Genomic DNA, 14,042 nt, shown 5'->3' with positions numbered 1-14,042 from the left:
GTGGCGGCCGGGCGTTCTGCCTTAGCCGAAGAAATACCGCTGGTTCATGGTGGCTACATCGATCGGCTTGCAGGTGGCGTGCACGCCGTCCACTTTCACCTCGAAGGTTTCAGGGTTGACTTCGATTTTTGGCGTCTGGTCATTGCGCACCAAATCTTTCTTGGAAATGGTGCGGCAGTTGCGCACGGCCATGACTTGACGATCCAGCCCGGCCTTTTCCTTGACCCCGTCTTCCAGCGCGGCCTGTGACACGAAGGTCACGCAGGTGTCCTGCATGGTTTTGCCGAAGGCCCCGAACATCGGACGGTAGTACACCGGCTGCGGGGTCGGCAGGGAGGCGTTAGGGTCACCCATGGCAGCCCAATTGATCATGCCGCCCTTGATCACCAGTTTCGGCTTGGCCCCGAAGAAGCGCGGGTCCCACAGCACCAGGTCGGCCATCTTGCCCACTTCGACAGAGCCGATGACATGGCTCACGCCCTGGGCAATGGCCGGATTGATGGTGATTTTGGCCACGTAACGCAGCACGCGGAAGTTGTCGTTACCGTCGCTGTCTTCCGGCAGCTTGCCACGTGAAACTTTCATCGCGTGGGCGGTTTGCATCACCCGCAGCCAGTTTTCACCGACCCGGCCCATGGCCTGGGAGTCACTGGAAAACATAGAGATCACGCCCATGTCTTGCAGCACGTTTTCGGCGGCGATGGTTTCCGGGCGCACCCGGCTTTCGGCAAACGACACGTCGGCCGGAACGTTGGGGTTGAGGTTGTGACAGACCATGATCATGTCGAACAACTCGGCCTGGCTGTTGACACCGTAGGGCAGGGTGGGGTTGGTCGAGCTGGGCAATACGTTGAGCTGGCTGGCCACTTTGATGATGTCGGGGGCGTGACCGCCGCCTGCGCCTTCGGTGTGGAAAGTGTGGATGGTGCGCCCTTCGAAGGCATCGATGGTGTCCTCGACATAGCCGCATTCATTGAGGCTGTCGGTGTGCACCGAAACCTGAATGTCCATTTCATCGGCGGTACGCAGGGCATGGCGCAGGGCGTTGGAGGTAGCGCCCCAGTCTTCGTGGACTTTGAGCCCGGCCACACCGGCAATGATTTGTTCCGCCAACGGGTCGCGGGAAAAGGAGTTGCCCTTGCCCAGCAGGCCGACGTTGATCGGTAAGCCTTCGAGCGAGCGCAGCATCTGCCGGATGTTCCACGGGCCCGGCGTCACAGTGGTGCCGTTGGTGCCGTCGGTAGGGCCGATACCGCCACCGAAGAATGTGGTGATGCCGTTGGACAGGCCGTGGTAAGCCTGTTGTGGCGAGATCAAGTGAATGTGGGTGTCGATCCCGGCAGCGGTCAGGATCAGGTGCTCGCCGGAAATAGCATCCGTGCTCACGCCCACCACCATGTTATTGGTCACACCGCTCATGGTGCCGGGGTTACCGCTTTTACCGATCCCGCAGATTTTGCCGTCGCGAATTCCCACGTCGGCTTTGATCACACCCTGAATGGCGTCAATGATGGTGACGTTGGTGATGACCAGGTCGAGCACGCCGTTATCGCGGGTCAGGTTGTTATTGGCGCCCATGCCGTCGCGCAGCGATTTGCCGCCGCCGTACACGGCCTCCTCGCCATAGCCGCGCAGGTCCTTTTCAATTTCTACAAACAGGTCAGTGTCGCCCAGGCGGATCTTGTCGCCCGTGGTCGGGCCGAACAGCCCGGCATATTCTTTGCGTGAAATAGTTGGCATCGGTGGCTCCTTCCTTCATGCGGCGCATTCGTCAATGACGCAACGGCGCGCTGTCAAAGTGTGAAATGCGGCGCTTAGTTGGATGGTTTGGAAAACTTGAAGCCGCGATCGGCTGCGCGCTTGATGGCTTGCAGTTTTTCCGGGCGTTCATGGCCGCTGACCGTACTGTCGGGGGCCCAGCCGTCCACCAGGTTGTTGAAACCGTACAAGGTCTGTTTGCCGCCGTACGGGATCAACGGCACTTCAATTTCATCCCCCGGCTCGAAACGAATGGCCGTGGTGGCCGTGATGTTCAGGCGCTTGCCGAAGGCCGCAGCGCGGTCAAATTCCAGGGCGCGGTTAACTTCGAAAAAGTGAAAGTGCGAGCCGACTTGAATCGGGCGGTCGCCGGTGTTGCGTACTTTGACCTTGGTTACTGCACGGTCTTCGTTGAACGTGATCGGCGTGCTGGCGTAGATGCAGCCGCCCAGTGGAACGTTGCTTTCATTGCCGGTGGAGACCCCGCCTGGGTTTTTGGCGTGGGGGATATGGTGGTCAGGATGGGTGTCCTGATGCGGTGATTGTGCAGGTTGGGGTGACGCGGGCTTTTTGGTGCTCATGACGGAATCCTCAAACGTGTGTGTTTGGCGTTAACCGGCTTGACTGCGCGCCGTTATTTGATCGGGTCGTGGACCGTGACCAGACGGCTGCCATCGGTAAAAATCGCTTCCACCTGAACGTTCGGGATCAGGTCACTGACACCTTCCATGACGTCATCTTTGGTCAGTACTTTTCCCGCTTCGGTCATCACGTCTTCAACTGACTTGCCATCGCGAGCACCTTCAAGCGCCGTGACAGTAATAATTGAAACGGCCTCCGGAAAGTTCAACTTCAAACCACGAGCCTTGCGCCGCAGTGCCACGTCCGACAAGGTGTAAATCATTAACTTATCGATTTCTCTCGGGGTGAGCTGCATAAGCCCTCCTAATTACAGTGCGCTTAAGGGTTAAGTTTCAATGTGCCGGTCAGCCCCACCCACCCAAGTTTCAACAATCGAGAACAAGCGTGAATACAACGGGTTGAATGGAACGTAGTGTTTCTTGGTGCGGGAACGGGGTTGTTCAAACACGCGGGCGTCACGGCAGCCCTTGTTGCGTGCTGTTGACGCACCCTGCCCGACGCCCTGTGACCACGGAGCGTGTACACGCTGCCGGTTACAAACACCCGGCACATCGCACGGGATATGTGCATCATGGGTTGAGTTGTAAAGATGCATTCAGTGGTCATGGGCCTTACCGTTTAGTTCCATCAAGACGGGCGCGATCAGAGCGTAGATCATAAATTTGAGCTGCAGAGGGTACGCCTGGCACAGCGCAAGAATGAAGGACGAGGCTTGACGGGTGAATGCGAACGGCGCTTTCAATTAAATATCTTTTAAATCAATGGTTTGAGATTGCTTTAAGCATTGAATTGACCGTTTTGGCTCTCTTTTTGTGGCTGTTTTGAGTGGGATTTGAAGCTAAAATCTTCATCTTTAGTGCTCTATGTCATAAATGCTTGTAGGGTTCTTCTTGTTGTTAGTCGGCTTTCTGTATCGACATTCGATACAGGTGGCGCGACATTCCCGCGCCATGTCGTGATTGAGAACACTAATTTTTAGAGGGGCGTTTAGGGTTAATGAACAAGTGTTTATGCCCCGGATGGTAGAGCGCGGCGTGCAGTTGATCATTCAATGCCGTCAATTGCCTGAGCATCTCAAGGCTTAACCAGACATAGGCATAAAATGCGGTTTGTATTTCTTTACCATTCATACTGTTTAACGCCAGTTCGCGTAGTTCTTGGGCACTGTTACGCAGTTGTGTACTGATTTCGTTGTTGTCGATGCCCATCACTAACTTGTTTTGCAGCGATTGCAGCGCCAGCGGAATCAACCGGTGCAAATCACTCAAGGCCGGTTCGTTTTTAATCAACAAATGGTTTTCCCGGGATGACCAGTACGCATCAATCATTAGAATCAGCGTGGACACGACATTGCGGTGCAGGGTTTGCAGTGAATTAAACACGTCTTGTTTGAGGTGGCTTTCATTACTGGCTGGCGCAATGTAATTGCGCAACTTCACCACCCCATCCAGTTCGTCTTTGAGTTTGTCGTCCAGGCTGGGCCGCTCAAGGACCAGCGGCGAAAAATACGCCTCATACAGGTCATTGAGTTTGCCCATGCTCTGGCTGAACTTGATGCGCAGGTCGGTGTAAGCCCGCTGCGGGTAAATGCTGGTGAAAATCAACGCCAGAATCGAACCCGCCATCACATAGACGCTGCGCAATACGGCGGCGTCCATGTCGTTGGGGGCCGAACAACTGACCACGGCCAGGGTCGCGCCAATCAAGAGCGCCATGTAGGGATGCTTGCCCAGTGTCAGGTAGCCGCACGCGAACATCACCACCGCGCACCACAGCAGCATCGCGGGGAATGAATACATTTCCAGGTACAGCGCCACCAGCCCCGACACGGCGCCGATTACCGTACCGCCCGTTCGTTGCACGGCCCGTGAGAACACATTGCCCCAGTAGGGCAGCGGGCCCATCACGATCAGCATGGTAATCAAGGCCCAAGAGGCGTCTTCGAGCTTGAACCAGCGGATGGCAGCGAACGTGATCAAAAACGCCAGACTGATGCGTGTCGCGTGAATCCAGCGGTAATAGCGACACGCCAACTGCTCGAGCGTCGAAATCTTTTTTCCCAGTTGCATGTCGTCCCCAATCATTGATGTGGATTGGGCTGGCAGCGTAGTTCAAGGGCGGGGAGTCCTCCACACGATGAGCGGATTTGCCATGCGCATTCGAGATGGCACGTTCTGTATTTGCTATGGCCAAGACGCACAGTGCAGCGCTTAAGATGGCGACCACAGGCCAAAAAAATAAAGAGGAAGTGCTGATGAATGCTGTGCAGGCGCCGTTGACCCGCCCACCTTTGCCCGAGTCGTTGCTGCAACAGTTGCAGGCGCTGTTGGGCTCCCGTCTGTCGACCTCTGCCAGTGTGCGCGAGCACCACGGCAGTGATATTTCCTCGTTAGGGCCGATTGCGCCGGACGCGGTGGCGTTCGTGCAGAGCCTTGATGAAATCGTCAGCGTTTCCCGGGTGTGTCATGCCCACGACGTACCGATGATCCCCTACGGCAGTGGCACCTCGCTGGAGGGCTGGCTGCAAGCGGTGAAGGGCGGGGTGTGCATCGATGTGTCGGGGATGAACCAGATCCTTGAGATTCGCCCGGACGACATGGACGTCACGGTGCAACCGGGTGTTACTCGCAAACAGCTGAATGCGGCCCTGCATGGTACGGGCCTGTTCTTCCCGATTGATCCGGGCGCAGACGCCTCGTTGGGCGGCATGGCTTCGACCCGGGCATCGGGCACTAACGCGGTGCGCTACGGGACCATGCGTGAAAATGTGCTGGGCATGACGGCGGTGCTGGCCGACGGCCGAGTGATTAAAACCGGGGGCCGGGCGCGCAAATCGTCGGCGGGCTACGACCTTACGCATTTGCTGGTGGGTTCGGGCGGTACGCTGGCCACATTTGCCGAGCTGACGGTCAAGCTGCACCCTTTGCCGGAAGCAATATCGGCGGCTATTTGCACGTTCCCGACAGTGGATCATGCCGTGCGCGCAGTGATTCAGACCATCCAGCTCGGCGTGCCGATAGCCCGCATTGAACTGATCGATGCCCTGACCGTGCGGGCGATTAACGCCTACAGCAAAACCGCCTTACGCGAAGCGCCCTCGCTGTTTTTCGAGCTGCATGGCTCTGAATCCGGGGTCAAGGAGCAGATAGAAACCGTGCGCATGGTGGCCGATGAGCATGACGGGCAAGACTTTGAATGGGCCGTTAATCCCGAAGACCGTACCCGTCTATGGCAAGCACGGCACGATGCGTATTTCGCATCCGTGGCCCTGCGCCCAGGCTGCCGCTCCTTGACCACCGATTCGGTGGTGCCGATCTCGCGACTGGCGGAGTGCATGGAGGCCACGGCTGCAGACTTGCAGGAACACGGTTTGCTGGCGCCGATTTTCGGCCACGTCGGGGATGGCAATTTCCACGCGCTGATTCTGGTCGATCCCAACGATCCCGACGAAGTCGCTCGAGCCGAAGCGGTTGCCCATCGCTTGGCCGAACGGGCGATTGCCTATGAAGGCAGTTGCACGGGGGAGCATGGCATCGGCCTGACCAAGCGCGATTACCTGGTGGTGGAACACGGGCAAAACGCGGTCGACGTGATGCAGTCGATCAAGCACGCGCTAGACCCGAAAGGGCTGATGAACCCCGGCAAAATTTTCAATCGCGACTAGTTCGCGGCTTGCGCGCGCAGCGCACAAGGATTGTCAGGTGACGCTGCAATCGCGGCGTGTATAGAATCCGCGGCATGGAAATTCGTCAGCTCAAATATTTTGTCGCCATTCTCGACAGCGGCAGCCTCAGCGGGGCTGCCCGCGACGTGTTTGTTGCCCAGTCGGCGCTGAGCAAGCAAATCCTTGACCTTGAGAAAGAGCTTGGGGTGCAACTGTTGCACCGCAGCCACAGCGGGGTGACTGCCACTGAGCCGGGCAAGGTGTTTTACGAATATGCCCAGGGCATTCTCAAGCATTTGCAGGACGCACGCAGTGCGGTGCTGAACTCGGCGCAAGCCGTCAGCGGCCCGGTGGTGGTGGCGCTGCCGCAGAGTGTTGCCAGCCCGCTGGCCTTACCTTTGCTGCGCGAGGTGGCCGCGCGCTATCCGCAGGTGCAGTTAAACCTCAATGAAGAGTTGACCGGTAACCTGTTCGAACAACTGTTGTACGGGCGCATCGATCTGGCGCTGTTCACCGATGCCGAGCTGCCGCCCGAGATCGCCTTTACCCCGTTGCTGGAAGAAGATTTTTACTGGCTGTGCGCGACCAGCGATGACCCATGGCCAGCCGGTCAGGTGCTTGATCTGCAACAAGCGTTTGCCCGGCCGCTGGTATGGCCGGGCGCAGCGCATGGGCATTGCACACGGGCGATTGTCGAGCGGGTGGCGGCGCGCAGTGGCCTGTTTGCGTCAACGCCTGCACTGGAGGTCAATTCAGTGCACATCCTCAAAAGTGCGGTTGAGGCGGGCGTGGGGCCGACCCTGATGCCCCTCAACCTGGCCCGTCGCGAACTCGAAGAGGGGCGGCTGACAGCTCACCGCATCGCATGTGCGGGGTTGTATCGCACGCTGGGCATGTGTGTGTCGACGCGCATGCCACCGACCCCCGCACGTGAGGCGGTCGCCGCGTTGATCGCGCAGGTGGTCAGCGGCATGTGTGAGCAAGGGCAGTGGCCCGGCAGCCGGCGGTTGACCACCGGGCCCCGCTGAGGTGTTACGGGCGCTGCACCGCGACCACAGGGGCCGGGCCGCGCAGGTTCAATCTGGCTTTGGGTACGCACAACCCCAGTGCACCGCCCAGCACCAGCACCGCCGCCATCATGTACATGGCGGCCTGGGTACTGCCGGTTATTTGCGTGATCCAGCCCACCACAATGGTGGCGAAGAAGCCCGCCACATTGCCCATTGAGTTAATCAGTGCAATCCCTGCTGCGGCTGCGGCACCGCCCACCACGGCCGTCGGCATGCCCCAGAATACGGGCAGGCTGCTGATCATCGCAGCGGTGCCGACGGTCAGGCCGATCATGGCCAGTATCAGGTTGTCACCGAACAGGGTGCCGAACAGCACACCCGCCGCGCCGACCAGTGCGCACAATGCCACGTGCCAGCGGTACTCATGACGGCGGTCAGAACTGCGCCCCACCCACACCATGGCCACAGCCGCCGCGGCGAACGGTATGGCTGACAACATGCCGATGACCCACGGCTGTTCGATGCCGCTGTTACGAATGATGGTGGGCATCCAGAAGCTGATGATGTATTGGCCCATCACTAGGCAGAAATACACCGCCCCCAGCAACCAGATTTTCGGGTTAAGCAGGCCCTCACGCACCGAGTGCCCCTGTTTGCCCTGGTTATCGCGGTCGATGGCGGCTTGCATGGCGTGCTTTTCGTCATCGCTCAGCCAACCGGCGTCGGCAATGCGGTCGTGCAGCAGGCAGAACACAGCCATGCCCAAAAACACGGCAGGCAAGCCTTCGATAACGAATAGCCATTGCCAGCCGGCATAACCGGCCACGCCGTTCATGTTTTGCATGATGTAGCCGGAGATTAATGACCCCAGCAGGTTGGAAATCGGCAGGGCCGAGATGAACAGTGCCACCATCACCCCGCGTCGGTGAGCGGGAAACCAGGTGGTGAGGTAGAAAATGATGCCGGGAAAGAACCCCGCTTCGGCCACACCGATCAGAAAGCGCAGCGCATAAAAGCTCCACGGTGTTTGCACAAACATCATGGCGGCAGACAACAAGCCCCAGGTCACCATGATGCGAGCGATCCAGCGTCGTGCGCCGAAGCGGTGCAGGGCGATGTTACTGGGCACTTCAAACATCAAGTAGCCGATGAAAAATATCCCGGCACCCAGCCCGTACACGGCCTCGCTGAATTTCAAGTCATCAAGCATTTGCAGCTTGGCAAAGCCGACGTTGACCCGGTCCAGATAGGCCACCAGAAAACAGACCATTAACAGCGGCATGATGCGCCAGGCGGTTTTGCGATATGCCCCGTCTAGAGCCTGATCATCGGGGTCAGCGTGTTGCGCAGGAAGGTGAGTCATCGTTCAAGCCCTTTTTTGTTATCACGCGCCTGAACACGGGCGTGGGCAGGCATCTTTTAGTGAGGTGCAAAAGGGACTCTACGATCGCGGGACGATTCGCACAATCGGCGGTTTATCTTTCGTGCAGGAGAAGACAGGCAGGCCAAAAGTGGCAGAAAAGACAAGCAGGCAGGTGCGGGTTGAGCGAGGGGGCATAAAAAGGGCCATTACCATCATGGGGATCCGGTAATGGCCAACTATCTCAACCAAAGAGAGCGTCAGGACTGACCTGACGGACGAGAATGTATCAATGGGCCACTTAGTTAGCTAGCTAAGGAGGCGCGAAACAGTTTTACCTTATGCGCAACAATGGTGCGTTTTTCAGGTGGGGGCATGGCGCCGGCGCAATGCCTGGAACTGTTCACGTCATCACTTAGGCGCTAACCTTTGGCCCATGCACATACCTGACATGAATTTACTGGTTGCCCTCAACGTATTGCTTGAAGAAGGCTCGGTGGTCGGCGCTGCCCGACGCATGAACCTCAGCGCGCCCGCAATGAGCCGCACCCTGACGCGCATCCGCGAGACCCTGAATGATCCGATTTTGGTGCGTTCCGGTCGCGGGCTGGTGCCCACCCCCCGCGCACTGGAACTGCGCGAGCAGGTGCGCGGTGTGGTTGAACTGGCGCACGGGGTATTTACCCAAGGGCAGGACAGCGACCTTAGTCAGTTGGACCGCACCTTCAGCATCCGGGCCAAAGATGTATTTTTCGGTGTGTATGGCGTGGCATTGCGTCGGAAAATGGCCTTGGAAATGCCGAATGCCGCGTTGCGGGTGGTACCTGAAGGCTTCACCGACGATGAGGCTTTGAGTGAGGGCCGCATTGACCTGGCCATCGGGTCCACGCTTCCTTCAAGTGCAGACATCAAAGTGCAGCACTTGTTTACCTGCCCGTTCGTAGGGCTGGCCCGAGAAGGGCATCCGATTTTCGATCAGCCGATTACGCCGCAGCGTTTCGCCGCCTACGACCACATCAGCGTCTCGCGCCGGGGGCGAGCGCGTGGGCCTATCGATGCGGTGCTGGCGCAAATGGCCCTTGAGCGCAGGGTGCTATTCACCACACCGACGTTTTATTCCGCGATTTTTGCCTTGGCTGACTCGGAATTGATCCTGCCGCTGATGCCACAGTTGTTGCTTAAAACCTTGGAGCCCCTGGGGCTGAGACTGCGCGCTTTTGAGCTGCCAATCCTTGTAAAACCGGAAGAAATTTCTCAGTCATGGCACCCGCGACTCGACAACGATCACGCTCACCGTTGGCTGCGCCGGACCCTGAAAACCCTGTGCGATAACGCCACGGCCTGAAGGGTATTTGTGGATTGCGTTTGGCGCATTCCACGCGTGCCGATATATCAATTTTTATAACTGTCGCTGCTGATTACACTTTTCGTCCTCTTTAATGACGACGGAGTCAGCCATGTGCGGCGGTTCTAACGGTGCGCGCGGCGTGCAGGGTATGCCAGTGCCGGCCCCGGTCATCAACGCGGCATTCGGCCTGCGGATTTTCACCGGGCTGGTCGGCGTGCTGCTGGCCGTGCTGGTGTCGGGTTTCAACGAAAACGTCATCAAGGTGGCGATGCCAGACATTCGCGGCGCGATGGGCATCGGCTATGACGAAAGCACCTGGCTGCTGGCGGTTTACTCAGCTACCTCGATCAGCGCCATGGCCTTTGCGCCGTGGTGCGCTGCGACGTTCTCCCTGCGACGTTTTACGCTATGCGCGATTGGCGCCTTTTTGCTGCTGGGCATCCTCTGCCCGTTCGCCCCCACTGTCGATGTGCTAATGCTGTTGCGCATCCTGCAAGGCTTTGCCGGGGGCGCCTTGCCGCCCATGTTGATGTCAGCGGCGCTGCGTTTTTTCCCACCGGGGATTCGCCTGTACGGCTTGGGCAGTTACGCGCTGACCGCCACCTTTGGCCCCAGTTTTGGCACACCGCTGTCAGCCTGGTGGGTGGAATACGCAGGTTGGCAATGGGCGTTCTGGCAAATCATTCCGTTAAGCCTGCTGGCCATGGCCTGTGTCGCCTGGGGCTTGCCGCACGACCCGCTACGCCTTGAACGTTTCAAGCAATTTGACTGGCGCGGCCTGCTCTTGGGCCTGCCGGGTTTGATCATGCTGGTGCTGGGGTTGGAGCTGGGTCAACGCATGAACTGGTTTGCGTCCCCGATGATCCGCCTGTTCATCGTCGGCGGGGTGGGGTTGCTGGTGCTGTTTTTCATCAATGAATGGTCGCACCCGTTGCCGTTTTTCAAATTGCAGTTGCTCAAGATCCGCAACCTTGCGCACGCGCTGATCACCTTGGGTGGGGTGCTGTTTGTGCTGCTGGCGCTGATCAAGATCCCGTCCAGTTATCTGGCACAGATTCAGGGCTACCGGCCTTTGGAAACCGCGCCGGTGATGCTGCTGGTGGCGGTGCCGCAACTGATCGCACTGCCGTTGGTGGTCGCACTGTGCAACGTGCGTTGGGTGGATTGCCGCTGGGTGCTGGCCATCGGATTGGCCTTGTTGGCGCTGGCCTGTGTTATTGGCTCGCAAGTGACCTCAGCGTGGAACCGCGACAACTTCTACGCGCTGCAAGCGATTCAAATCATTGCCCAGCCCATGGCGGTGATTCCGCTGCTGATGCTGGCCACAGGCAGCCTGAACCCGGCCGACGGGCCGTTTGCGTCGGCCTGGTTCAACACGGTCAAAGGGTTCGCGGCCATGGCCGCGGGCAGTTTGCTGCAAGTGATCACCCTCAACCGCGAACACTTTCACTCGATGATGCTGGTGGACCGGATCGGCAATTGGCCACTCGTCAGCGACGGCGCAGATCTGGCACGCCGTGTTCACCAGCAGGCGATAGTGCTGACCTCGTCTGACCTTTATCTGTGCATGGCCGGTCTGGCCCTGCTTCTGATTGTTTTAATCCCTTTCGGCCCGACGCGGATCTATCCGCCACGGGCTGCTGGCTGAATCTGTGCGGAGTAATGACATGAACACAACACGCGGGCGCACGCCTTGGGTGGCGGCGGGGCTGGGACTGCTGGCGGTGGTGCTGTTGTATGGCCTGTGGCGGCTGGTGTTTGGCGCTAGCGCGGTGCAAAGCACCAATGACGCGTTTGTCAGTGCCGATTTCACCCTGGTGGCGCCGAAGGTAGCGGGCTTTATTGAGGCGGTGCTGGTGCAGGATAACCAGCCGGTCAAGGCGGGCCAGTTACTGGCGCGCATCGATCCGCAAGACTACGAGGCTGAGGTACAGGCGGCAAAGGCCAGTGTGGCCATGGCTCAGGCGCAACAGGCGAATGCGCTGGCAAGGATGGAACGCCAGCGTTCGTTGATCGAACAGGCCAATGCCACGGTGGACGCAGACCTGGCGCAAGTGGAGTTTGCGGCCCATGAATTGAAGCGCTACGAGCATCTGGCAGGCCAGGGCGCCGGGACGCTGCAAAATTCGCAGCAGGCAAAAAACCGCTCGCAAACCGCCCGCGCATTATTGGCTCAGCACAAGGCAGCGCTGGAAGCGGCCCGCCAGCAAACCCGCGTGCTGGTTGCCGAGCACACCGCCGCTCAAGCCTCTGTGCAACATGCGCAAGCATTGCTGGCACGCGCCGAGCTGGACCTGTCGCACACCCGCGTGGTCGCTCCCTTTGATGGCGTGATCGGGCGCCGCAGCCTGCGGCTTGGGGCCTACGTAAAGCCCGGCGACACGATTATGGCCGTGGTGCCTTTGGCGCAGGCCTATGTCGTGGCCAACTTTCTGGAAAATCAATTGACCCACATGCGGCCTGGCCAGCGGGTCAGCATCAAGGTCGATACCTTCCCCGGAGAACTCTTGCTCGGCACGGTTGACAGCATTGCCCCGGCCACGGGCGTGACGTTTTCGGCCATCGCCCCGGACAACGCCACTGGCAATTTCACCAAAGTGGTGCAACGCGTGCCGGTAAAAATCACCCTCGATCAAGGTCAGCCTATGGCCAGCGAGCTGCGTCTGGGCATGTCGGTGGACGCGGCCATCGACATCGCCTCGACCCGACCCGAACGGGTGATTGCGCGATGAAACTCAACGCATTGGCCTGCGCCGTGGCCTTGAACCTGACCGGTTGCGTGATGGGCCCGGACTTTCGCACCCCGACCTCACCGTTGCCCGCACATTGGGCGCCCACGGCCAGTGAAACCGGTCATAGCCGGGCGGTCGAAGGTGAGGTCGATTGGCGTTGGTGGGACAGTTTTGGCGATGAGCAACTGGCGGACCTGGTGCGTGAGGCGCTTCTCAGTAATCTCGATCTGCAACAAGCCGCCAGCCGACTTGAGCAAAGTCGTGCCCTACGCCGCCAGATCGCGGCCGACACCTTGCCGGCGGTGAGTGGTGGGCTGGATTACAGCCGCAGCCGCAATAGTCAGCGCGGGTTGAACGACCCGTCGGGTCGCAGCGGTAAACAGGCGTTCAGCCTGTGGAATGGTGGCCTTAGGTTCAGTTGGGAAGCTGACGTGTGGGGGCGGGTCAAGCGCTCCGTGGAAGCGGCCGACGCCACGGTGCGCATGGCGGAGGAAGACCGCCACGGCGTGCAATTGTTGGTCATGCGGCAAACGGCGCAACAGTACATCCAGTTGCGCGGCACCCAGCAGGTGCTGACGGTGGTGGAGCAAAACCTGAAGATTGCACAGCGCACGCTGGAGTTGACGCGCTTGCAAGTCCAGGAGGGCGTGGCCACGGACCTGCAAGTGTCTGAAGCTGCCTCGCAAGTGGCGGAGATGCAAGCGCGACTGGCGCCGTTGCAGCAAAGCAGCGCTCAGTTGATCAATGCCTTGAGCCTGTTGCTGGGTAAGGCGCCGCGTGCGTTGCACCGGCAATTGGCGACCCTTGCCCCCGTGCCTGCGTACCGAGGGGATGTGCCCATCGGTTTGCCGAGTGAACTGGCCCAGCGCCGCCCGGACATTCGCAGCGCCGACGCGAGGTTGCACGCCGCAACGGCCGCTATCGGCGTGGCGCGAGCAGACTTCTATCCGCGCATCACGTTGTCCGGCAACCTTGAGTTTCAAGCCCTGCAGTTGTCGGATTTGGGCAGTTGGGGCTCGCGCCGCTTTGCCCTCGGGCCGGGCTTGAGCGTGCCGTTGTTTGAAGGCGCACGTTTGCAGGGCGCATTGCAATTGCAGGAAGGTCGTCAGCAGGAAGCGGGGGTCCATTATCAGCAAACCGTGCTGCGGGCCTGGCATGAGGTGGATGATGCGCTGGTGGCCTATCAGGCCAACCAGCAACGCCGGGACAGCCTGCAGCAGGCGGTGCGTCACAGCGAGCGGGCGCTCGACAGCGTGCATCAGCAGTACGCGCAGGGCACGGTGGATTTTCTCAACGTCATGACGGTGCAAAACGCGCTGCTGGCCAATCAGGCGGCGTGGGTGCAGAGCACGGCAGCGGTGTCGCTAGCGCTGGTGGACGTCTATGTCTCGCTGGGTGGGGGCTGGGAGGTGAGTCAGTGCAGGCGTGAGCCCTGCCTCAAGTAGAGGTTGAAGACCCAGGATGCAGATTTGCTATGCTCGCGCCCTTGGTCGCAGCGTCTGCTTAGGCGTGTTCCTTTCACATTGAG

The 14,042-nt window shown here is 59.4% G+C and carries 10 protein-coding genes and 1 pseudogene; 6 read left to right on the top strand and 5 right to left on the bottom strand.

The annotated features are described in order from the left end of the window. Nucleotides 1-21: 21 nt before the first annotated feature. From HBN68_RS12720 to HBN68_RS12705, 4 genes and pseudogenes are all read right to left on the bottom strand, one after another. Entirely contained in the window at nt 22-1,740 is a 1,719-nt protein-coding gene (locus HBN68_RS12720) for an urease subunit alpha (RefSeq protein WP_094993909.1), read from the bottom strand. Between the two features lie 179 nt (nt 1,741-1,919). After that, nucleotides 1,920-2,339: pseudogene (locus tag HBN68_RS12715) on the bottom strand (urease subunit beta); the annotation flags it as partial. 53 nt (nt 2,340-2,392) lie between these two features. Next, on the bottom strand, nt 2,393-2,695 hold the full coding sequence (locus tag HBN68_RS12710; RefSeq protein ID WP_047275719.1) for an urease subunit gamma: 303 nt from the start codon (nt 2,693-2,695) through the stop codon (nt 2,393-2,395). Between the two features lie 673 nt (nt 2,696-3,368). Further along, nucleotides 3,369-4,469 carry an FUSC family protein gene (locus tag HBN68_RS12705; RefSeq protein ID WP_169964430.1) on the bottom strand — a complete coding sequence of 367 codons (1,101 nt, stop codon included), beginning with the start codon at nt 4,467-4,469 and terminating at the stop codon, nt 3,369-3,371. A gap of 185 nt (nt 4,470-4,654) precedes the next feature. Here HBN68_RS12705 and HBN68_RS12700 point away from each other — a divergent pair, with 185 nt between their 5' ends. Beyond that, nucleotides 4,655-6,064 carry an FAD-linked oxidase C-terminal domain-containing protein gene (locus HBN68_RS12700; protein ID WP_169964432.1) on the top strand — a complete coding sequence of 470 codons (1,410 nt, stop codon included), beginning with the start codon at nt 4,655-4,657 and terminating at the stop codon, nt 6,062-6,064. Nucleotides 6,065-6,138: 74 nt separating this feature from the next. After that, nucleotides 6,139-7,092: a LysR substrate-binding domain-containing protein gene (locus HBN68_RS12695; RefSeq protein WP_094993905.1), complete on the top strand. Its 954-nt coding sequence runs from the start codon at nt 6,139-6,141 to the stop codon at nt 7,090-7,092. A 4-nt stretch (nt 7,093-7,096) separates the two neighbouring features. On the opposite strand, the gene HBN68_RS12690 is transcribed toward HBN68_RS12695, so the two are convergent. After that, nucleotides 7,097-8,437 carry an MFS transporter gene (locus HBN68_RS12690; protein ID WP_169964434.1) on the bottom strand — a complete coding sequence of 447 codons (1,341 nt, stop codon included), beginning with the start codon at nt 8,435-8,437 and terminating at the stop codon, nt 7,097-7,099. Between the two features lie 433 nt (nt 8,438-8,870). Between HBN68_RS12690 and HBN68_RS12685 the strand changes: the two genes are divergently transcribed. The 4 genes from HBN68_RS12685 to HBN68_RS12670 all read left to right on the top strand — a co-directional run bounded on the left by HBN68_RS12685 (nt 8,871) and on the right by HBN68_RS12670 (nt 13,959). After that, entirely contained in the window at nt 8,871-9,779 is a 909-nt protein-coding gene (locus HBN68_RS12685) for a LysR family transcriptional regulator (protein ID WP_169964436.1), read from the top strand. Between the two features lie 151 nt (nt 9,780-9,930). After that, a complete protein-coding gene (locus HBN68_RS12680; RefSeq protein WP_169964513.1) occupies nt 9,931-11,430 on the top strand; it encodes an MFS transporter in 1,500 nt (499 codons plus the stop codon). A gap of 19 nt (nt 11,431-11,449) precedes the next feature. Continuing rightward, nucleotides 11,450-12,514 (top strand): HlyD family secretion protein, encoded by a 1,065-nt coding sequence (locus HBN68_RS12675; protein ID WP_169964438.1) that lies wholly within the window; start codon nt 11,450-11,452, stop codon nt 12,512-12,514. Then, complete coding sequence (locus HBN68_RS12670; RefSeq protein ID WP_169964440.1) at nt 12,511-13,959, top strand: efflux transporter outer membrane subunit; 1,449 nt, start codon at nt 12,511-12,513, stop codon at nt 13,957-13,959. Before HBN68_RS12675 ends, HBN68_RS12670 begins: the two co-directional genes overlap by 4 nt. Nucleotides 13,960-14,042: the final 83 nt, after the last annotated feature.

It is taken from the genome of Pseudomonas sp. WS 5078, from assembly GCF_012985745.1.
In the GTDB taxonomy this organism is placed as follows: Bacteria; Pseudomonadota; Gammaproteobacteria; order Pseudomonadales; family Pseudomonadaceae; genus Aquipseudomonas; species Aquipseudomonas lundensis_A.
The sequence above is the reverse complement of the archived record's forward strand: the minus strand, read 5'-3'. Positions and strand labels throughout refer to the sequence as shown.